The sequence below is a fragment of the Paenibacillus wulumuqiensis genome, assembly GCF_000971965.1.
In the GTDB taxonomy this organism is placed as follows: Bacteria; Bacillota; Bacilli; order Paenibacillales; family Paenibacillaceae; genus Saccharibacillus; species Saccharibacillus wulumuqiensis.
The window spans coordinates 13,356-33,943 of sequence record NZ_LAQP01000018.1; the positions used below are offsets into that span (position 1 = coordinate 13,356).

The 20,588-nt window shown below is 49.8% G+C and carries 19 protein-coding genes; 6 read left to right on the plus strand and 13 right to left on the minus strand.

Going from position 1 to position 20,588, the window contains the following annotated elements; all coding sequences use genetic code 11:
• Nucleotides 1-148: 148 nt before the first annotated feature.
• From WH45_RS20085 to WH45_RS20125, 9 genes are all read right to left on the minus strand, one after another.
• Complete coding sequence (locus tag WH45_RS20085) at nucleotides 149-1,420, minus strand: family 8 glycosyl hydrolase (RefSeq protein ID WP_046216293.1); 1,272 nt, start codon at nucleotides 1,418-1,420, stop codon at nucleotides 149-151.
• 56 nt (nucleotides 1,421-1,476) lie between these two features.
• On the minus strand, nucleotides 1,477-2,811 hold the full coding sequence (locus tag WH45_RS20090) for a 6-phospho-beta-glucosidase (RefSeq protein WP_046216215.1): 1,335 nt from the start codon (nucleotides 2,809-2,811) through the stop codon (nucleotides 1,477-1,479).
• A 93-nt stretch (nucleotides 2,812-2,904) separates the two neighbouring features.
• A complete protein-coding gene (locus WH45_RS20095) occupies nucleotides 2,905-3,900 on the minus strand; it encodes an N-acetylglucosamine kinase (RefSeq protein WP_046216216.1) in 996 nt (331 codons plus the stop codon).
• 1 nt (nucleotide 3,901) lies between these two features.
• A complete protein-coding gene (locus WH45_RS20100) occupies nucleotides 3,902-4,897 on the minus strand; it encodes a LacI family DNA-binding transcriptional regulator (protein ID WP_046216217.1) in 996 nt (331 codons plus the stop codon).
• Between the two features lie 150 nt (nucleotides 4,898-5,047).
• Nucleotides 5,048-6,415 (minus strand): ABC transporter substrate-binding protein, encoded by a 1,368-nt coding sequence (locus tag WH45_RS20105; protein WP_046216218.1) that lies wholly within the window; start codon nucleotides 6,413-6,415, stop codon nucleotides 5,048-5,050.
• 14 nt (nucleotides 6,416-6,429) lie between these two features.
• Nucleotides 6,430-7,314: a carbohydrate ABC transporter permease gene (locus tag WH45_RS20110; protein WP_046216219.1), complete on the minus strand. Its 885-nt coding sequence runs from the start codon at nucleotides 7,312-7,314 to the stop codon at nucleotides 6,430-6,432.
• Nucleotides 7,311-8,168 (minus strand): carbohydrate ABC transporter permease, encoded by an 858-nt coding sequence (locus tag WH45_RS20115; protein ID WP_152663611.1) that lies wholly within the window; start codon nucleotides 8,166-8,168, stop codon nucleotides 7,311-7,313. Before WH45_RS20115 ends, WH45_RS20110 begins: the two co-directional genes overlap by 4 nt.
• Nucleotides 8,169-9,009: 841 nt before the next feature.
• Nucleotides 9,010-9,771 carry a peptide-methionine (S)-S-oxide reductase MsrA gene (locus tag WH45_RS20120; RefSeq protein ID WP_235338434.1) on the minus strand — a complete coding sequence of 254 codons (762 nt, stop codon included), beginning with the start codon at nucleotides 9,769-9,771 and terminating at the stop codon, nucleotides 9,010-9,012.
• 127 nt (nucleotides 9,772-9,898) lie between these two features.
• The gene (locus tag WH45_RS20125; protein ID WP_046216221.1) at nucleotides 9,899-10,390 is read right to left on the minus strand and encodes a PTS sugar transporter subunit IIA; all 492 of its coding nucleotides are present in this window, start codon (nucleotides 10,388-10,390) and stop codon (nucleotides 9,899-9,901) included.
• 614 nt (nucleotides 10,391-11,004) lie between these two features.
• On the opposite strand from WH45_RS20125, the gene WH45_RS20130 reads away from it, so the two are divergent.
• Nucleotides 11,005-11,640, plus strand: coding sequence for a chromate transporter (locus tag WH45_RS20130; RefSeq protein WP_046216222.1), 636 nt, complete (start codon nucleotides 11,005-11,007; stop codon nucleotides 11,638-11,640).
• 12 nt (nucleotides 11,641-11,652) lie between these two features.
• Entirely contained in the window at nucleotides 11,653-12,189 is a 537-nt protein-coding gene (locus WH45_RS20135; protein ID WP_082096997.1) for a chromate transporter, read from the plus strand.
• Between the two features lie 8 nt (nucleotides 12,190-12,197).
• On the opposite strand, the gene WH45_RS20140 is transcribed toward WH45_RS20135, so the two are convergent.
• Complete coding sequence (locus tag WH45_RS20140; RefSeq protein ID WP_046216223.1) at nucleotides 12,198-14,126, minus strand: MHYT domain-containing protein; 1,929 nt, start codon at nucleotides 14,124-14,126, stop codon at nucleotides 12,198-12,200.
• A gap of 421 nt (nucleotides 14,127-14,547) precedes the next feature.
• Here WH45_RS20140 and udk point away from each other — a divergent pair, with 421 nt between their 5' ends.
• From udk to lepB, 3 genes are all read left to right on the plus strand, one after another.
• Nucleotides 14,548-15,186 (plus strand): uridine kinase, encoded by a 639-nt coding sequence (gene udk, locus WH45_RS20145; protein WP_046216224.1) that lies wholly within the window; start codon nucleotides 14,548-14,550, stop codon nucleotides 15,184-15,186.
• Nucleotides 15,187-15,262: 76 nt separating this feature from the next.
• Nucleotides 15,263-15,823 (plus strand): 5' nucleotidase, NT5C type, encoded by a 561-nt coding sequence (locus tag WH45_RS20150; protein WP_046216225.1) that lies wholly within the window; start codon nucleotides 15,263-15,265, stop codon nucleotides 15,821-15,823.
• A gap of 126 nt (nucleotides 15,824-15,949) precedes the next feature.
• A complete protein-coding gene (lepB, locus tag WH45_RS20155; RefSeq protein ID WP_082096998.1) occupies nucleotides 15,950-16,600 on the plus strand; it encodes a signal peptidase I in 651 nt (216 codons plus the stop codon).
• Between the two features lie 176 nt (nucleotides 16,601-16,776).
• Here the strand turns inward: lepB and WH45_RS20160 are convergent, their stop codons facing one another.
• From WH45_RS20160 to WH45_RS20170, 3 genes are all read right to left on the minus strand, one after another.
• The gene (locus WH45_RS20160; protein WP_046216226.1) at nucleotides 16,777-17,583 is read right to left on the minus strand and encodes an FRG domain-containing protein; all 807 of its coding nucleotides are present in this window, start codon (nucleotides 17,581-17,583) and stop codon (nucleotides 16,777-16,779) included.
• A gap of 268 nt (nucleotides 17,584-17,851) precedes the next feature.
• The gene (locus WH45_RS20165; RefSeq protein ID WP_082097000.1) at nucleotides 17,852-19,432 is read right to left on the minus strand and encodes a right-handed parallel beta-helix repeat-containing protein; all 1,581 of its coding nucleotides are present in this window, start codon (nucleotides 19,430-19,432) and stop codon (nucleotides 17,852-17,854) included.
• Nucleotides 19,433-19,604: 172 nt separating this feature from the next.
• Nucleotides 19,605-19,841, minus strand: coding sequence for a hypothetical protein (locus WH45_RS20170; RefSeq protein ID WP_046216228.1), 237 nt, complete (start codon nucleotides 19,839-19,841; stop codon nucleotides 19,605-19,607).
• Nucleotides 19,842-20,071: 230 nt separating this feature from the next.
• Here WH45_RS20170 and WH45_RS23475 point away from each other — a divergent pair, with 230 nt between their 5' ends.
• Nucleotides 20,072-20,575 (plus strand): hypothetical protein, encoded by a 504-nt coding sequence (locus tag WH45_RS23475; RefSeq protein WP_152663612.1) that lies wholly within the window; start codon nucleotides 20,072-20,074, stop codon nucleotides 20,573-20,575.
• Nucleotides 20,576-20,588: the final 13 nt, after the last annotated feature.

The following is a 20,588-nucleotide window of genomic DNA, read 5'->3' on the forward strand; positions in this document are numbered from 1 at the left end:
CCCTGCTGCCCGGTCTGGCGAATGGATTGCTGTGCAGGATGGAAATGAGACTCTCAATTCGAACTGTGCTCTTCATCCGAGCTTTGAATTCAGACAGGATGGTACTTCATCCTACAAATGTACGACACGACAGCCTATCTGTTTATTCTCAAGGCTTCCACCAGTTACCGGAGATGAACAGCAGGTTCAGCATATTATACGAATCACTGAAATAACTCTCCTTGTGCGTGACCATCCAGCCCCAGCCTTTGTTCACCCAGGCCTGGTGGCTGCTGTCCGTTACGCTGGCCGAGATGAACGGAGCTACGAATACAGCGGTCGCATAACTGCCGCGATCATTACCGTTCAGCTGGTAACCGTCCTTGATATTGTCCGGATTGCCGCCGGTTTTCTGCTTAATCCATACCGCCATTTTATTGACGATATTCTGGCCGCGTGTATCGCCATAGAGCGCATAATCCATTACGATACGCAGCGGTACACGGGAAGCATTGTAATTGTATTCATTGGTCTCCTTGAATTCGTCCAGGAACCATTCCGGTGCGGGCTTGGGCGGATTGCCAACAACAAAGTCGGAGATCAGGCCGGTCGTTGGGGAGTACGCTGCGCTGAACTGCGAGTACTTGTTGTACAGATTATTGATGACATTCAGCCAGGTCTGGTCACCGGTTACATCGTAATAGGCACGCAGATGACTGAGCATCCAGTCGGAAGGACGGGTATCATAGCTGGATTTGGAATCCCAGTCGCCCAGATTGATACTGTTATTGCTCGTAATGTAGCTGGCTTTGATCGCATTGATCATCTTTTTGGCTTCGGCCAGATAGTTGACTGCGCCGCCGGAGCCCCACTGCCGATCCGCCAGAATAAGCGAGTAGGCAATGTCCAGATCACCATCGGTCGCTGATCCGAAATGACCCTGGGCGGCTGGATCATCCGCCACCACCCAGCCCATCAGTGCCGGATTGCCGCTGCTGTGATACGCTCTGACCGTCTTGAACAGTCCATCATAAATGGTGCGGGCATTGGTATCATGCCCTGCCATCAGGGCAGTGATCACCATGCCATAACCCTGTCCTTCCGACGTACCCAGAGGCTCAAATCCTTCGGCATCGCCGGTAATATCACCGCGAACATAATACCCGCCCGGCAGTGAAGACAGATCATGTTTGAGATAGGTCGACTTCCAGTAATCATAATAACCCGCTACATCCCGGTTCATCTGGGCCTGGGTAATATGGTTGGGCTTGATCACACCCGGATAGTTAACCTGCTGCGGAAAAGGCTTCTTCTCTCCGGCTCCATAGGCAGTATCCGGGGCACCGGTCATACCTACGGACGCGATAATCATTGCGAAAACAAGGGAGAGATGGGTCAGACGTGCTTTCATCGTGTTCCTCTTACGGACAACATGTCGCATCATTTGAATTCCTCCTTCATTTTGGTAGGTGAAATGAACAGCCGTTTACCTTTTTATCAGACCAGCGCTTTGTCCACGTCAGCAGTTTCGCTATGGCAGAACTGCGGCAAATAAGAGCGATTCGCCTCCAGCATCTCTTCCAGCATGGCTTTGGCAGTGTCGACGGAAGGCACCAGCGGATGATGAACCATCGCCTGCAGTGCGATATCCCGGTCACCTGTAATGGCTGCCTCGATCGTCAGCTGCTCATACGTTTTTACCGCATGGATCAGCCCTTTGATGTGCTCGGGAACTGTGGTCAGTTGGATCGGCAGCGGACCATTCGCCGTTACTACGCAATTCACTTCAATACAGGCTTCATCCGGCAGAAAGTCGATAATGCCCCGGTTGGGCACATTCAGCGTCTGTACATCTCCGGTACCGTTATACAGGGAGCGCATCAGATTGACGGCAGCTTCGGAATAATAGGCGCCTCCGCGCTGCTCCAGCTGTTTGGGCTTCTCCTGCAAATGGGGATCGCTGTACAGCTGGAACAGCTCTTCTTCAACTTTTTTCACGACTTCGGCGCGGCTGCCTTCACCCTGAATGGCCTGCATCTGATCCTCCAGCATGACTGGCGTCATATAGAAGTATTTCAAATAATACGATGGCAGCGCCTGCAGCGAGCGCAGGAAATCTGCATCCCAATCCTGGTGGGAGACATTGACTGCGGCATATTCCTGACGGCTGTCCAGCAGCTCGGTCAGCTTGTCCTGTCCTTCCACGTCAATCCGGGTCACCCAGTGCAGATGGTTCAGCCCCACGAATTCGGCATATACACGGTCGGCAGTCACTTTGTACTGGGAAGTGAGCCATTTGATCATCCCGATCGGGGCATTGCACAGTCCCACACTGCGCACTTTGCTGTGTCTCGTTATCGCCTCGGTCACCATGCCGGCAGGATTGGTAAAATTGAGCAACCAGGCGTCCGGCGCCAGCTCTTCGATATCCCGGCAGATGTCCAGCAGTACCGGTATCGTACGCAGCGCCTTCATCATTCCACCCGGGCCGGTCGTCTCCTGACCGATCACTCCATATTTCAGCGGAATACTCTCATCCCGTGCCCTTGCATCCAACATACCAACACGCATCTGAGTGCTGATAAAATCGGCACCTTTGATAGCTGCTTTACGATCCGTTGTTAAATGAACTTTTATCGGTAATCCCGAAGCAGCTACCATCCTTTTGGCAAGTTCACCAACAATATTCAGCTTGTGCAGTCCCGGCTCAATATCGACCAGCCACAGCTCTTGTACCGGCAGTTCGCTGTAATAACGGATAAAGCCTTCCACCAGTTCGGGCGTATAGGAGGAACCGCCGCCAATCACTGCAATTTTCAATCCTTTTTGCATATCAGATCACATCCTGTATTATAGTCAAAATCCATAATTCCCTATTCCACGCGGCACAATATGTGATGATAAAAAGAATTTGTCCTTAATGGTTTATGGTTCAATCGTCTCTGCAGATACCGGATGCAGACTGCCATGCTCACGCAGCGTTTTGTATACGCTCTCATGGATCGTAGCACCGGTATGATCCATCGCACGAAGTATCGCTCCCACGACCGGTTCCATATCCAGCCGGACCAGCGAGGCATGAGGAGCACAGGACCTCATCGCTGATTCAATATGCGGGCTGATCCAGCCCCGGTCTCCCCGGGTCAGTAGACTGCCGGCCATCACCACATCGAATGTCTCCTCCTGCATACCGAGCCGGTGAACGATTGCCGTGACCGACCTGCCGATCTCACGACCTTGACGTGTAAGAATATCCAGTGCTGCCGAGTCTCCTCGTGCGGCAGCTGTAAATAATAGCTCCGCTGCCCGGAGCGGAACACTGCGATGATGATCCAGATAATCGTTGAACATCGTCGACACATCCGGATAACCGAGCATCTCCAGTAGCAGCCCGGTCAGCACTGTGGGCTGCTCCCTGCCATCCCATGCACGGATTACAGTGCGAAACACCTCGATGCTGAGCGATCCTCCACCTCCAAAATCGCCATACATGTAATCAAATCCTCCGCACTGAAAAATCTCTCCATCCGGCGAGACACCGGCACTGTTGGTTCCGGTCCCGCAGATAACGGATAGGCCATAAGGTCGGCGGGTTCCGGCACGCAGGCCGATAATCGTATCACATACAATCTCATAATTCACAAATCCCAGACCACGGATCATCGGGTGCAAAATGTCATAATCGGTCTGCCTGTCAGCTCCTGCCAATCCAAAGCAGCTAAAGGCCAGCTGTTCCAGCCGGATTCCGGCCTGCCGAAGCGCCTGATCCGCCGCCATCCCAATATGGTCGGCAGCGAGCTGTCCGGCGACCTGATGATTGCCATTGCCTGCAAGGCCGCGGCCGAGCAGATGACCATGGTCGTCGGTGACATAGGCCAGCGTTTTCGTTCCGCCAGCATCAATACCCAGGTAGTAGTTCACATTATTCACCTCTAGCGGCAGTCGATTTTCGTATAATCAGCTCCGGTTTTAATTTGAGTCCATTCATGCGTTTATTTTTGCTGTCTATTTTGCGCAGCAGCATATCGACGGCGGCCAGCCCGATCTGATCGGCAGGCTGGCGGATCGTCGTCAGCAGCGGATGCAATTGTGAAGCGAGCGTCTGGTCATCATAACCGATTACCGACATATCTTCGGGCACACGGATGCCCTCGCGCATCAGCGCATTAATAAATCCAATCGCCATATGATCATCCCCGGCGAACAATGCTGTCGGAAGCCTGCCGCTTTTCAGCCATTTCTGCGCGATCTCATAACCAAATTCCACCCCATATGTGCCCTGTTCCATCGCAAACGGTTCCAGTCCGGCTTCCTTCATCGCCCAGAGGAAGCCCTGTCGCCTCTCACGGGTACTGAGGAATACTTCCTGACCGCTTAGATGGGCGATCTCGCGGTGCCCGAGCTCCAGCAGGTGCCGGGTCGCTTCATAGCCGCCGCTGAAATTATCGACACTGATCGAGGCCGAATTGTTCTCCTGCAGCTGATTATCGATCAGCACATAGGGAATATTGCGCTTTTTGAGTTCTGCGACAAACCGGTCTTCCTCCACGGGTGACAGCAGGATCAATCCATCCACCCGATCTTCCTGGATCAGATAATGGCTCTCTTCATTGCCGAATCCGCTGGATACCGAGATCGCCAGATAATAGCCGTGCAGAGCGAGCGCATCATTGATCTCCTTAGCGATCGAGTCAAAGAAGGAATCATGCAGTGTCGTGACGATCAGGCCGATCGTTCCGGTCCGGCCGCGGGCCAGTGAACGTGCCGCCGCACTCGGGCGATAATCCAGCTCTTTGATCGCATCCAGCACTTTCTGGCGATTTTTCTCCCGTACGGTATCCGCACCGTTGAGCACACGGGATACCGTGACCACGGATAGACCGGAACGTTTGGCAACATCAAATATACTGGCTTTCATTGTGTATTCTCCTCGTTGATGCAGTCTTTCCTGTATCAGCGAACTGAATATGAGTTCCTTCACTGCAGTAAAGCTGACATCCGTTTTTGTGCTCATTATACAGGAAGGAATACGGTACTCACTACAGTTGCAGGTATTTATGACAGAATTTTATTTTTTGGTACGGGCGAGGATTTCTTCCATTTTCTTCTGGACCCCCGGCATCACATCCTCTACCCTGGCGCTGCCATTCTGGACCGGCTGCATTTCGTTGATCATCATATCGTTGATCTGGGAGTAGTTGGCGATCAGATGATTGAACGATTCATAGCCGTACTCGTAGGCGCCTTCGTACACATTTTTGAGGTCTTTGGGATCGATTGTATTGAAGTGGGCATAATAGTCCTCGGCCGCTTCCTGGTTGACCGGAGGCGTACCGCCGCTCAGTTCGATCGATTCCTTTTGAATATCGGTCTGGAGCAGGTACTGAATCCAGGTCAATGCTTCCTTCGGATGCTTGGAATCCTTGAGAATAAAGAGCGGATCGACGAACAATGTACTGCGGACTTTGTCATTGCCGCCAGCCGGCACCGCTGCTACACCTACATTGAAGCCGAAATCATTCGCTCCCGACAAAATCCACGATCCTCCGACCGACATGGCGACTTTGCCGGTGACAAACGGATCGCCGCCCTGACCGGCTACACTGGCCGACCATTCGGATGGCGGAGATACCTTGTCGTCAAATACCAGACCGAAAATTTTCTTGTAGGCTGCTATCGCTTCCGGGGAGTCAAAGTAGGTCTCTGACGGCATGCCGCCATTTTTCCAGGTATCATCCGAATACATCTTGGCGCCAAAGTAAAATGGGCGGTTATCCAGCTCTCCCCAGCCGAATTGCAGTCCATACTGCTGCTTGTTCGGATCATCGGAGAGCACGGTCAGCTTCTTCGCATCAGCGACCATTTTGTCAAACGTCCAGCTCTTGTCGTTATAATCCGATGGCGGATACGGTACACCGGCAGCGTCGAACAGATCCTTGTTGTACAGCAGCAGTGTCACATAGGAGCTGAACGGAATGCCGTACGTATGACCGTCCACCTGGTAAATGTCCATCAGGTTCTTGGGAATCTTGTATTTGTCTGCATCAAATCCCTCCTGCTTGAGCAGATCGGTCATATCCAGCAGCATGTCTTTGTTGTAGTACTCGGCAAACCCGCCGTAGCCGAAATGAGATGTAATATCCGGCGCATTGCCGCCTGCAATCATCGTCTGCAGCTTGCTGTCAAACTGCTCATACGGCGCGGTGGCGACTTTGACCTTGATATTGGGATGCTGCTTCTCAAAGTCCGGAATCAGCTGCTCGACAAAGGTACGATCCGGCGAATCAATCGTATAGTACGTAATCGTGACGGCCTCTCCATCTGCTCCCACGCTGCTGTTCCCTCCTCCGCAGCCGCTCAGCATCACAGCTATCGCAAACAATGCACTGACCACAGCCAGCATTCTGGTGGACCATTTCCCTTTTCTATTGACCATGCCTGACTCCCCCTTTATTTGATGCCTGTCAGCACAATGCCTTCGACAAAGCGCTTCTGGGCCAGGATAAACAGTATGACAATCGGCAGCAGTGCCAGTACGGACGCTACCATCAGCAGATGCCATGGAGCGACTCGGAATTTGGATGAAGTCAGCGAAGCCATGCCGACCGGCAGTGTGAACATATCCGACGAGTTCAGATACAGTACCGGAGTCAGCAGATCGTTCCAGCTATAAATGAAGGAAAAGATCGCCACCGTCGCCATCGCGGCACCGGACAGCGGCAGCGCAATTTTCCAGTACATCCCGATCTCGGTACATCCGTCCATCCGGCCGGCATCGAACAGTTCTTCCGGCAAATTGGCGAAAAATTGACGCAGCAGGAAGATGTTATACGCAGATCCGAAAAAGGCGGGTACGATCAGCGGCAAAAAAGTATCTACCCAGCCCAGCTTGCTGAACAGCACAAACTGCGGAATCATAATCGCCGGATAGGGCAGCATCATCGTACTGAGCAGCAGCATAAACATCAGATTGCGTCCTGTCCCGCGAAAACGGGCAAATCCGTAGGCTACCAGTGATGAAGACAGCAGCGTAGCCAGCACCGTAATTCCCGCAATCATCAGACTGTTCTGATACATCGTGCCAAACTGCAGCCGGGAGAAAATATCCACGTAATTGCTGAACTGCAGACTATCCGGGAAAAGGGTCGGCGGATACTGCATCGTCTCCCGCTGGGCCTTGAACGACGTCGTAACCATAAAGACCAGCGGCATCAACATGGTCAGCGTAATGAGGATCAGCAGGATAAAGCTGAGCACCCGGGTAAAGTCGACTTTGCGTCTCGGCCGGTTTGCTGTCCATACTTCCGACTCCTGCATCCGGTTGGATGTAATCATCGGCTTTTCCCTCCTTCATAGTACACATACCGGTTGGACAGCTTCATAATGATGTACGTGACGATAAGCACCACGATGAGCAGAATCCAGGCCATCGCTGATGAATATCCTGCCCGGTATTCCTTGAATGCGCTTGTATACAACCCATACACGTAGAACCAGGTCGAATAATTGGGGCCTCCATGGGTCATAACAAAAGCCTGCGTGAATACCTGAAATGACTCAATTACACCGAGAATCAGCTGAAACAGCAGTACCGGCGAGATCATCGGCAGCGTCACATGCCAGAAAATCGACAACCTGCCCGCTCCATCCAGTCTGGCCGCTTCCAGCAGGCTCGTCGGAACCCCCTGCAGTCCGGCCAGGAAAATGATCATCGCTCCGCCGACACCCCAGAACGACATAATGATCAATGAATACAATGCGGTATCCGGGTCCATCAGCCAGGCAGGCCCTTTGACACCGAACCAGGACAGCACGTAGTTGAACAGCCCGATCTGCGGATTGAACACCCAGTACCAGAGCAGTGACATCGCCACCCCCGACACCATACTCGGGAAATACATGGCTGTTCGGAAAAAACCTTTAAACGGCAATTTCTGATTCAGCAGCAGGGCGAAGCCCATCGCCAACAGCAGCTGCAGCGGCACGCTAATAAACGTATACTTGAGCGTGACCATCACCGAATTCCAGTACAGATCGTCTGCGAACATCTCCCGGTAATTATCCAGCCCAACCCAGCGCGGCGAATGAATAATGTCATAGTCGGTGAAGCTGTAATACAGCGAAGCCAGAATCGGAAACAGGGCAAACACCGTAAAGCCAATAATCCAGGGCGATATAAAAGCGTACATCAACCAAGTCTCACGTCTTATCTCACGAGTCAGCAATTGATCACTTCCCAGCTGTTGAATTTAAACTTAAAGTTATAGCGCTTTAATTTTTAGACAAAAGATACACCTGATGAATGATCGTAACAGGATATCCTTGCAGGAAAGAATGATATTACGCCGAGCCTCCTTTTGCAAAATGATGATACATACATTGCAGAGTAATAACTTTTAACATGCAGATGTCGTTATAATAGTACCTCTCTTGCGTAAGATTCTGTAGTGAGACAGCCAGTAGATCGTATCTGTCATTTACTTTTTTAAAGTTAAAGCGTTATAACTTTTTTAATTGGGTTTATCATAGATGATCTTGGTGCTGATTACAATAGGATTTTCCGATTTCCAAACTTTTTATGTGAGTATATTTAACTAAAAGGCTGTTGAATAGGCATTTTCTATTTTCATATGTTAGTAAATGTATCATATAGGGATATGTAATTAAATTTGATCCCAGTATATTGTTTAAATTGTTTGGGGTAAATCGGTCGATAGGTGCCGGGTAATACGAGGGTTGGTCAGAATTAGAGACAGCAGCATATGGACGGGTACGAGCTGCTTTTGCCTATTCCCAAGATGTATTAATAATATGATCTATAAATGAATACGCTTACATTAGAAAAGGCCAAATTTGTTTTTGAATTTAGAATGCCTTTTTAGCAGGGTATAAAACGAGTTTCCATTTCACGCCAAATAGTAATTTAAAAAAGAATGCTTCTCCTTTCAAAAAAAGGATGCTATCACATCTGGTATATGCTGTCTGTTCCGATGCAGCAGATGACTAATATCGTACATCTGCTGCATCGGTCTACAGTCTATCCGCCAGCCAATCATTGATCTTGCGCTGCTGCTCCACAGGCATCCGCCAACATCCTAATTCCTGCCGGATCTCTGCCAGCGTCACATGTCCACGGCTGTATCCATTCAGTCTGGCAGCCAGCGTGGATCGGAACAGCTCTTCCCGATCCGGATACAGTTCACCCAGCTGATCCATCAGCTCATGCTGTCTTTGCAAATAATACTTTTGATGCCGCTCTTCAGCCGGGTACCATGCATCATACGGCTGAATCTCGGTCAACCGCTTTTTCTCCGGCACATCTGGAGCGATTGGAGAGGAAGTATCCGACGATCCGGAAGTATTGGCGCCATTCCCGTTATTAATGGAAAATGCATGAGGCGGAGCTGCCGGCTGCTGCATCTGCTCCATCATATGACGCTGCTGTTCGTTCCGGTAAAACAGCAGTGAACGGTACTGGCGTCCTTTGTAATCATTGATCACCGCTGGATTGTGATGATTCCAGAACAGCTCCAGCAGCTGCTCCAGCGTAATAATGGACGGGTCGAATACGATCTCTATGGTCTCCGAGTGATCTCCGAGCTGACGGTATACCGGTGACTGTGTTGTGCCGCCTGCGTAGCCGGTTCGGGTATGCAGCACACCTGCCAGATAACCGAACAATGCCTCCGGTCCCCAGAAGCAGCCCATGCCGAGAGTAAGCGTCTCGGTCTCTACAGCATTTGGTTCCGTCGTCATTTCATGATGTTCTGCATCCTGCTTCTCTGCACGCATATTCATCCCTCCTCTCTACCTATAAACCACTACTGCGCCGGATGATTCTCTCTTCTCATCACAAAAAGCGCATGTTCGCTTCAAAAGAAACCGACCATGCGCTTATGATGCTGGACCATATATCCAATCAGGAAACGGTGATTGTCAGTACTTTATCCTGCGCAGCAGTGACACTGCCGGTATATTCTTCCACACCCTGGAGTGCATCCTGACCGTCAGGGATAATGACCGGCGTGATAACCGGATAGCCTGCCGCCTGGATCTGGGCGATATCGAACTCCAGCAGCAGCTGGCCTTTTTTGACCTGGTCACCTGTCGCTACATGAGCCTGGAAGCCTTCACCCTTGAGTGAGACGGTATCCACACCGACATGGATCAGCATCTGAACACCGGAGCTGTGCTCCAGCATGATCGCGTGCTTGGTCTTGAACATCTGGGCTACATTGGCATCAAATGGAGCGAATACTTTGCCTTCGGAAGGTTCAATGGCGATGCCCTGACCCATCATTTTTTGGGCAAAAGCCGGGTCCGGTACATTGGACAGATCGACCGCTTTCCCTGTGATGGGTGCAGGAATGTCTATCGTCTGTGTTTTATTTTTTTTGAAAAATGACAGCATGGTTGTACTACCTCCTTGTTTTGTGCCGGATCATGGGTGAGTGGAATCGCAGATTGTGGATTATCAACGAATTGGATATGCTGCTCCGCAGCGACCGGGAATACACGGCCAGCGCAGCCTCCCAGGATAAGCCAATCTGCGCAGCAGAGCGGCTGCCCACCACTATACTGATATGCTGATCCATGGTTGCCTGTGTATCTATATATAGGACAGGCGCTGGTATCAATTAATCATATAAGGGCTACAATCGCCATGTCAAACAAGCCCGGTATTATACGTTGGAAGCAGCTGGTATGCTCCGGGAAAGTGGATAGTGGAAATCTTTATTTGTATTCGGTCGACCTGCCCCTTTTAACTTTCAACTTTTAAAATTTGACTTTCAACCAAAATAATATAAAGACTCCTGTATACGAATTGGATTTCATACATAATAGACTCCGTTGTTCTTCTTTATCGTTGTATTTCCAGCACGATTCCTGCTCTTATCCACGCCTGATCGGGATTTGGTCAAAGTTGTTATCCTTTTTTCTGTTTGCTCTTCCCTCTCTTGTCCAAAGTTAATTTCATTTTGGTAAAAAGATGGTATACTGAACAGAGTAGAAAAGGAGACGGTGATGAAGAAACCACACAGATATTCATTCAACATACTGCTGGAGCTATTTCTTGTCTTTTTCAAAATAGGCCCTGCCACTTTTGGCGGCGGCTATGCCATGATTCCGATGATTGAACGCGAGATTGTCCATAAGCGGCGCTGGATCAATGAACAGGAGCTGGATGATCTGCTGTCGCTCGCAGGCTCGGCTCCCGGGGGGGTCGGGGTAAATGCTTCGACTTTTATCGGTTACCGAATGGGACGGGTTCCCGGCGCGATTGCAGCGCTGCTCGGGATTACCTTTCCCACCTTTCTGATTGTGTTTGCGATCAGCCTGTTCTATTCCCGGTTCGGAGACGTGCACAAGGTACAGGCCGCTTTCCTGGGAATCAAGGGAGCGGTGATTGGTCTGATCGCTGTGGCCGCTTACCGGATGGGCAAAAATGCACTGTTCGACCGTACAACGATCATCGTAGCGGCAGGTGCGCTCATCCTGCTGCTGCTCACCGGGCTGAATCCGGTTATTCTTATTCTGTGCGGTCTGCTGCTCGGCATCCTGATTATCCGCGTCAAAAAGCATTTCGGACTGAATGCCCGGACGGAAAAAGAAAGACCTGCCGATCAGGATCGCCAGGCGCAGATTGAATATTATATTTAAGGAGGTGCTCCGGTGATACTGTGGCAGCTGTTTGTCTCATTTCTCAAAATAGGCTTTGTTTCCTTTGGCGGCGGTTATGCGGTCATCCCGATGATCCAGCATGACTCCGAGCGTTACGGCTGGCTGACCCCGGAGCATCTGCAGCAGACTGTATCGCTTGCAGGTATGTCCCCCGGCCCGATCGCGACCAACAGTGCGACACTGATAGGCTACCAGACTGCGGGAATCGGCGGTGCGCTCGCGGCAACCGGCGGTATTGTGCTGCCTTCGCTGGTACTCGTCGTGCTGATCGCCAGCTTCTTTTACAAAATCAACAACAGTCCGATGGTGAAATCATCTTTTTACGGCCTGCGACCGATCATTACGGGGCTGATCATCTATGCGGCAATTCACTTTGGATTCGCCAGCGGCTGGACTTCCCTGCTGCAGCCGGTCAACTGGATGATTCTGCTGATTGGAGCGGCCGCTTTTATGGGAATTGTCAAATATAAACTTCATCCGCTGATTGTTATTGCCGGATCGGCTGTGCTGGGGATGGCGTTCTTTTAGACTTTGAACTAGCCCAGATTCTCTTCCCACAGCAGATCATTATGATTGTCTTCATACTGGCTCATCGGAATCGTAAAGTAAAACACCGACCCTGCTCCTTCGACAGACTGGACACCGATCTCTCCGCCCATTAGCTCGATCAGATTTTTGCAGATGGCCAAGCCGAGTCCGGTTCCCTCGTACATACGGCTGATTCTGGAGTCAATCTGATAAAATGGCTGGAACAGCTTCAACTGATCTTCCTCACTAATACCGATCCCCGTATCCTGTACCGTAAAGTTGAAATGCCACATCGGTTCATCTGCAGCGACCTGTGCATCCTGAGCCGCCTGTACCCGGATTTGGATACCTCCTTTTAGAGTGAACTTGACCGCATTACTGATCAGATTGATCAATACCTGACGTATGCGCTGTTCATCTCCGAGTACGATATCCGGAACAGACTCCCCGGATGCAAAATCGATATACAGATTTTTCTCCTGTGCCTGTATAACAAACAGACCTGCTGTCTCTTCCATCAGCTGCCGGATACTGAAAGGCTCCCGGACCAGATTCATTTCGCCGGCTTCCAGTTTGGAATAATCCAGAACCTCGTTAATGACGTGCAGCAGTACAGTCCCGCTGTGATGGATATGACCGACAAATTCCTGCTGCTCTTCATTCAGCCCCATTTCCAGCAGCACATCACTCATGCCCAGCACCCCGTTGAGCGGTGTTCGCAGTTCGTGACTCATCATGGCCAGGAAGTCACTCTTAACACGAAGCGCCTCTTCCAGCTCATGCTTGGTCTGCAGCAGATCATGTTCCGCCTGCTTGCGGCTGGTAATGTCTTTGGATATGGTGTAAATGTCCTTAACCCCATCACTTTCCACCCAGGGAACCATCGTCGTACTCAACCAGAGCTCCCTCCCATCCTGATGGTAGATCGTCAACTCAATGGTATGGGAAATGCCTTCCATTGCATCCTGGAAGCAGCTCCATACCTTATCCACATATGGCTCTGTAACCATATTCAAAAAGGAAAGCCCTTTCAGCTGGTTCATGGAATAGCCCATAATCTTCTCGGCTGCCGGGTTGGCACGAAGCAGCTCACCCCTGCGGTTAAACAACAGCACCATATCAGGGTTGTGTTCAAAAATCGAATCATACCGGCGCTGATTAATATGCGCCTGCCGCAGTGCAAAACGTTTGTCAACAACCTGGCTGATCATCAGCAGCAGCAGAATAAGCAGCATGGCTCCGCCGATCATAATGGCAAGGGTAATTTCATTCGTTTTATTGGCAGGCATCTCTGGAGGCATACCCGGCAACGGATGCATCGTATGTTGATCATGGACATGCAGAGCTTCCATCCCGGTATAATGCATGCCCGCAATCGCACTGCCGAGCAGCAGCGCCATATACAGCTTGGCTCTGCCGGTGATCACATGTTTCTGATGACGGTGACGGGCGGAGATTTTGAGTGCAGCAAAAGAAGCTCCGCAGGCAATCAGGACGGACAGACAGACTTTCCACCAGTCATAATGCTGCTGAAGAGGCATCTCCATCGCAGCCATTCCGGTAAAATGCATCGCCACAATCGCAAAGCCCATCCATAACGAGCCCATAAGCAGACTACTGGTTTTCATAAAATCCACACTGATCATCCAGAAAGCAGCCAGTACCGCTATGATGGGCAGCAGTATGGAGATCAGCAGCCAGACCGGATTATAATGCACCTCTGCCGGCAGGCTGTAGGAGAGAATACCGATAAAGTGCATCGACCAGATGCCAAGCCCCATTATGATCGATCCGAACAAGATCCAGACCAGCCGAGAACGTCCATGAAGGATCAGGACCCTCTCATATATATACAATGCACAATAAGAAGCAAAAAACGAGATAAACAAGGAAAGTAGAACAAGCGGAGTATTATAGGTTCCCTGCAATTCTGTCATATGCATGTTCCTTCCTGATCGTTAGTAGACAGCGTTCTACATGGACACATCTATTTTATTTGTTCCTTATAAGCTTAATTTAACCTAAAAATCGAAATACTCAAGCCATTTGGTACGAATTGTAAAGCGAACGCAAATAAATTTAATATTTTTGCATATTTCGTGCGTTAACCCTATGAAATCAGGTGAAAATTTTTCAGAGCTATGCTATCCTAAAATATTAGAAGAGATCATTGATTTTGTTACGCCTATATGAATGTTGGTGGTATGACACTGGTACTTGTCGGGTGGTGAAATATACACCCATTTTGCTGTGCAAACTTCATGTTCGTCCCGTGCAAATATTTTGATTTCATAATGCGTTGGTTCTGACGCTGAATTATACTGTGTTTCTAACTTTAGGGAGGTTTATTCAAACGCCATGCTCATTATTGGTATTGCCGGTGGTACCGGCTCAGGCAAAACAACCGTCGCCCGCTCCGTCATCGAACGTATGGGAACGAGAAAAGCAGTTACTTTCATCTCTCAGGACAATTATTATAAAGATCATACGCATCTGAATCTGGAAGAACGGGCGCTGATCAATTATGATCATCCGTTCGCTTTTGATAATGAACTGATGATCCAGCATCTGGGTGAGCTCAAGGAAGGCAAAACGGCCCATGCACCTGTGTATGATTTTACGACACATGCCCGTTTTACCGACAAGACGCTGGAACTTCAGCCCAACAATATTGTGATTATCGAAGGACTGCATGTGCTGTCCGACGAGAAGCTGCGTGAACAGCTGGATATCAAGGTATTCGTCGATACCGATCCGGATGTGCGCATCCTGCGCCGTGTGCTGCGCGATATCGAAGAGCGCGGACGCAGCATCCAGTCGATTCACCAGCAGTACATGACAACGGTGAAGCCGATGCATGAAGCCTTTATCGAACCTTCCAAAAAATACGCCGATCTGATCATTCCCGAGGGCGGACATAACGAAGTCGGTATCCAGCTGCTGTCGATTCTGACCGAGAAATACCTGAACGGCGACCGCAAATGGGGAACGCTGTAATCAAAGACTATCTATCGAATAGAGCTGTCCGGGCATGAGCCCGGCAGCTTTTTACATAAGGAGAGGAAATTGCGAAATGAACCGTAAAATTGTAGCTGTCGACATGGATGACACGATCTGTCATCTTCTTCCCAGAGCCATTCACTACCACAACGCCCTTTACCCGGATCTGCCGCTGACGATGGAGCAGGTGAACAGCTTTGACCTCAGCCGGATCTGGCATCACGAATGCTCGGAAGAAGTCTTTTTCGGAAGACCGGGATTGTATGAAGAACTGGAGATCTTTGATGAGCATACGGTAGAGGAGATGCGCCGTATTCATGAGCAGCACGATCTGATCGTCGTGACGGCCGCACGTCCTTCTTCGGTACCGGAGAAATGGAGATGGCTGCAGCAGCATCTGCCCTTTATCTCCTATGAGAATTTCTTTGTGGCCAAGCGTAAATATTTGCTGCAATTCGATCTGCTGATCGATGACGGTCCGCATAATCTGCTGGCGGCCCGTGAAGCCGGCAAACGCACGATCGGCATCCCGCGCCCGTGGAATCTGGCGCTGCAGCAGGACTTTCTGATGAAGGATTCCTGGAAAGGCATGAGCGAGCTGGTCAATGAAGTACTGATCGGGCAAGCGAAATAAATATTCGGCCGGAACCGCACAGGTCTCCGGCCTCTTTTTTTGCAAAATTTTACAATGGCGTCTGGAATGGATATCCTTAAATCATGGCGATATACACGACATCAATAATGAAAGAAGGAACCCTCTATGACTCAACAGCCTCAAGGGAATGATCCTGTATCATCTGCAGAACCGGATACTCATCATCCAACGTCCTCTTCAACTGAGCACCCTCCCAAAAGCAAAAAAAGCGAAGTCAAGGAATGGCTGATAGGAATTATTGTAGCCGTCTGTCTGATTTCCATCGTACGTCTCTTCCTGTTTGAACCCTTTGTGGTAAGCGGGCAATCGATGGAACCTAATTTTCATAACGATGAGCGTCTGATCGCAAACAAGCTGCTGTATGATCTGCGTTCGCCTCAGCCGGGTGAAGTGATCGTGCTGAAAGTACCTTCCCAGCACAGAGACTTTATCAAACGGGTGATCGCAGTCGGTGGAGATACGGTCAAAGTGGAAGGTGACCGCCTGATGGTCAACGGAAAGGCGGTTGATGAGCCTTATATCCAATCCGCGGTCGCTGCAGCACAGGCACAGGGCAGCCCTTATAATATCAATGACTTTCCCACTCCAGCACTGCCGGACGGCAAAGTGCCGGAAGGATACCTGTTTGTAATGGGTGACAACCGCTCCCACAGCCAGGACAGCCGCATGATCGGCTATATTCCGGTGAACGATGTGGTCGGCCGGGCGGAGATGATTTACTGGCCTTTCTCGCATTTCCATTGGATACAAAGCTAATCTTGTATCCGTATATGAAGTTCTCTAATGGCTCGTGTACGAATTTCTTCAATAGTTCTAAGTTCTATCCAAAAAGCCGGACTTTTGCGATCTGTTCCGATGAACAAGTGGCAAAGCCCGGCTTTTGTGCTGTATCCCCCGGATATATAAGGGCAGTTGGCGGATGCTGCATGCATTTACCGCATCAGTCTTGTATTGGTACAGTGACGCTTCAGCCAGGCGCTGATGCCCTGGAGACCCGGATAGATGATTCGCTCATTGACGTTCGCCTGATCGAGTTTGTCCCTGACTTCCAGCTTCAATTCCGCCGGGATAATAATCTTCTTGTACAGTCCCGGGTACTGCTGAAGCCAGTTGTCGAGCCCGCGATCACGGTTGCTCATAATCGTGAACATGGCATACTGGTTCACGATGCGCTCATCGATCGATGGGGGATCGAGGCAGATCACAAAGTCATCGTCGCCTTTCAGACTGTCAAAATCCTTCATATCGGTGAACAGCTCATCCAGCAGCTCTACGGTGAAAACAAGCAGATCCTCTTCATCCAGACGGTGTCTCAGCTTGGCCGGCAAGTGGGAATGCACCTGGTCCGTATCCAGACACCAGACTGCCCCATCCTCGTGATACCGCTTCAGATCGGACGTGGCAAAATGCAGGGCCACATACGGGGAGAACGACCAGTCCAACATCCGTGTCGGCAGCCCGTGATGCTGAGCGACGGCCAGCAGCTCCCAGTCGTTGCGTTCATATTTCAGCGACGCGCGGGCGAACTTTTTGAAATTGCGCAGCAAATGAGACTCCATCCCTGTATTTTCGATCCTCATCAGACTGGTACTAAGATCAAACGAAGCGCTATCCATGCCCCGGTACGCATAGGGAGAATGGAAGCGGCCATGTTCAGGATGAGGAGGAAAGTTAAACAGTTCTTCATGGAGGTCCAGCCAGCTTTCTGCAATGCTTACTCCATCCTCAATATATTTCAAAGGGAACACCTGCCCATTGTATTTGTATTTGACTCCTATCTTTCATTACACCACTTTTGCCCTTTTTAATGGGTGGTACAGGTATTTTTTACATAATCCTGCTGGATTCGGTAAAATCAATTCCGTCCTGGGATCATCATTTATTCCGAAAAGAAGAGAATCTACATGTTCCCCAGTATTATGATGACGCTGGTTGCTGCTGCATCCGCTAAAAAATATTCAGCATGGTGCTATCGGCAGGCTTCTTTTGCGGCTATAGGCAGTTATATTATGTGGATTCGTCGGCTCCGATATCTACAGCCTTACCGGAGACTCTGGGCTGTCCGTCCATATCCTCGGTATCCTGCAGTACAGGATCAGGAGACCCACTATCTACCGCCGGTGATGCAGGCTGGATATGGTAATCATCGGCCATTTCATTCAGGAACTGCGGATTGGCCCAAAGGGAATGAAGATCATTGCCGCTGCCCGTGCGGTACGCCTGCAGTCCGCTGTATTCCCTGCCTTTCCAGACCCAGGTGGAGCCAGAGCTGCCGTCCTGTGAGAAATACAGATTATGGTCTACAATATTGCCGGAATTGCGGGTGTATTCGTTGTAGATCAGCACCCCGGAAGTCCCGGCGACCATTATATTATTGCGAATCACATTGTTGCGGGTATCATACTGGAGCAGCAGCTGTCCATTGCCTGCTCCCAGTGAATCATTGTGATACAGCGTATTGTTCACGATCCGGGAATCTGTCGTGGAGCCCCGCTCCTCATCGTAACCGCCCATGGCAATGCCCGTCTGCCGGTTGTTGTAAATGACATTGCTGCGCACCGTAATATGGCTCGTGCTCCGGCCTGCATGCTCGGAAGCAATCTCGATGCCGATATCGTTGTCATAGGTATAATTTTGCTCGATAATGCTGTCCCTGCCCCCATCGACATAGATACCGCCCGCCGAGTTGCTATGATTTGGCAGCTTTGGCCCATAGGAAGGATTATGGTTGGACGAAATATGATAGATCCGGTTGCCGCGGACAATGCCGCTGCGCGCTTGGTCATACCGTACATCCGGAGATGTTCCCTCGAACCCGATCAGATCAATTCCGATATTGTCGCTGTTGTAAATCCGGTTGTTCTCTACCCGAAACCCGTCTACATTACCGTTAACGACCAGCGACTCGCTGCTGCCGAGCACCAGATGATGCAGCTCATTGCCGTCAATCGTGATCTGCTTCAGCGCTGCGGGTGCCCGGTCGCCATACACCGCGATCCCGTGCGCGTCCCGCCCTGTAAGATCCGGACCGGTCGGGACAGCCGTATTGGCGATATGATGTACATGATTGACGGTCAGCTGAATCTGCTGTCCGCTGCCATGCACATAGATACCGACCGGCACCGCACTGCGGGAATGGGTCTTGTAATTGCGTACTTCCAGACCCTGGATACGGATATAACTGGCGTCAGCGATATCGATCAGTCCCTGCAGCCCGCTCACCTTTACCCCGGTGCCATCCAGCACTGCCTGCTCTCCCGGATAACTCGCAAATGTAATATAGCCCGCTGCTGCCGAGCCGGAATGACGAATCTTCACCCGCTCTTGATATACACCTTCGCGAATATAGATCGTACTGCCAGGACCCGCCTGATCGGCAGCATGCTGTATCGTCTTCCATGGCGCATTCATACTACCCGGTTGGGTGTCCCTGCCTCCGGGCGCGACATAATATACCGTTCCCTGACTGCCTTCTGCAGCTGCCGCCTCTATACCTGCCGAATTTTGCGAAGAGGAACAGGCTGTCATTCTGGCTCCAAGGAGAAGTACGATGAGCAAACGGGCTGCCTTACTGGAATACCGAATCATAAGCCGCACCCTCTCTTTTAACAAATATTTACTTTTTGTTCGGTTTCCATATACAATGAAGTATATAATGCACTCGCAGGGCAGCGAACGATACAAAATAATGAGCGATACATAATTGCCCTGTACTCTGTTCTAACCCACAATCAGGAGGAATGCTTGCTGCTGTACAGCTTTATTTTGCCTTGAGTACATAAGGATAACGCGCCAATAGACCGTATATAATCAGCGCCGGAATAATGACCCATAGCAGCCCGGGAGCGCTCCAAATCAGCATTAGCCATACGATAGCTATAACTATAGTAAGCATACCGGTCACATGACGCTTGGACCAGCGGTACATCACATGTCCCAATATCGCTACGAGCAGCGCCAGAATCAGAATCATGCCAGCCATATAAATGATGCCCATCAGAAAGCATCTCCTTTAACTCGGAATATCCCCAGTATAGCATTCCACTTTACAATTTGTGGAATTTGCAGGTGTATCCATAGATACGACAATACAAAAAATGCCAAAGTTTACGTTATACATACGTCACTTTGGCATTTCATATTATGATCCAGAAGCTGTTTTTGTACAGAAATAGTATCCTTTTAAAAATGAATTGCAATAAATTTGACCCTAAAGGAATGTATACAATGACCAAACTTTATAAAAGAAAAGCTATACAATTATCCTGCTTTATTATTTGTCTGTCTCTAGCTGCTTGTAGCTCTCCTTCAAATTCACCAAAAGATACTCTCTCTAGTGCTGTTCAAAGCAATTCTTCAAACGATATTAGTGAACAGAGCCAAAACACAGAAAGTCCACCAAGCTACCAGGCGAAGTCAACTCAAACTGGGCCTCAAATTGTAATTGATGAGGAACTGCAAAAATGGTCGAGCCCCCAATCTCAATTTACAGTATCTGAAGGAAATGCTAAGTTGAAGTTAATCATTAAAAACAAGAGTGAAAATCCTGTTGTCCTTACCTTATCTTCACTTACTACTAATGAAGTTTATACGCAGCAAGAAGTTCCACCACATCTTACTATGTCTCCTCCTATAACCCGTCTTCTTCCAGCAGGAGATTATAATATCCTATGGCGTTCTAATGGCAAAGCTGTAATTGCTCATGTAAAAGGTACACTCTATTATAAATAACGACGATCATTAG

Bases quoted from the DNA above. Each gene is read 5' to 3' on its own strand.
- WH45_RS20170 (WP_046216228.1), bottom strand. From the start codon at position 19,841: ATGGGCATCATTTATATGGCTGGCATGATTCTGATTCTGGCGCTGCTC.
- WH45_RS20100 (WP_046216217.1), bottom strand. From the start codon at position 4,897: ATGAAAGCCAGTATATTTGATGTTGCCAAACGTTCCGGTCTATCCGTG.
- WH45_RS23475 (WP_152663612.1), top strand. From the start codon at position 20,072: ATGACCAAACTTTATAAAAGAAAAGCTATACAATTATCCTGCTTTATT.
- WH45_RS20130 (WP_046216222.1), top strand. From the start codon at position 11,005: ATGAAGAAACCACACAGATATTCATTCAACATACTGCTGGAGCTATTT.
- WH45_RS20115 (WP_152663611.1), bottom strand. From the start codon at position 8,168: ATGTACGCTTTTATATCGCCCTGGATTATTGGCTTTACGGTGTTTGCC.
- lepB (WP_082096998.1), top strand. From the start codon at position 15,950: ATGACTCAACAGCCTCAAGGGAATGATCCTGTATCATCTGCAGAACCG.
- udk (WP_046216224.1), top strand. From the start codon at position 14,548: ATGCTCATTATTGGTATTGCCGGTGGTACCGGCTCAGGCAAAACAACC.
- WH45_RS20165 (WP_082097000.1), bottom strand. From the start codon at position 19,432: ATGATTCGGTATTCCAGTAAGGCAGCCCGTTTGCTCATCGTACTTCTC.
- WH45_RS20085 (WP_046216293.1), bottom strand. From the start codon at position 1,420: ATGCGACATGTTGTCCGTAAGAGGAACACGATGAAAGCACGTCTGACC.
- WH45_RS20105 (WP_046216218.1), bottom strand. From the start codon at position 6,415: ATGGTCAATAGAAAAGGGAAATGGTCCACCAGAATGCTGGCTGTGGTC.
- WH45_RS20140 (WP_046216223.1), bottom strand. From the start codon at position 14,126: ATGACAGAATTGCAGGGAACCTATAATACTCCGCTTGTTCTACTTTCC.
- WH45_RS20120 (WP_235338434.1), bottom strand. From the start codon at position 9,771: ATGCGTGCAGAGAAGCAGGATGCAGAACATCATGAAATGACGACGGAA.
- WH45_RS20125 (WP_046216221.1), bottom strand. From the start codon at position 10,390: ATGCTGTCATTTTTCAAAAAAAATAAAACACAGACGATAGACATTCCT.
- WH45_RS20150 (WP_046216225.1), top strand. From the start codon at position 15,263: ATGAACCGTAAAATTGTAGCTGTCGACATGGATGACACGATCTGTCAT.
- WH45_RS20090 (WP_046216215.1), bottom strand. From the start codon at position 2,811: ATGCAAAAAGGATTGAAAATTGCAGTGATTGGCGGCGGTTCCTCCTAT.
- WH45_RS20110 (WP_046216219.1), bottom strand. From the start codon at position 7,314: ATGATTACATCCAACCGGATGCAGGAGTCGGAAGTATGGACAGCAAAC.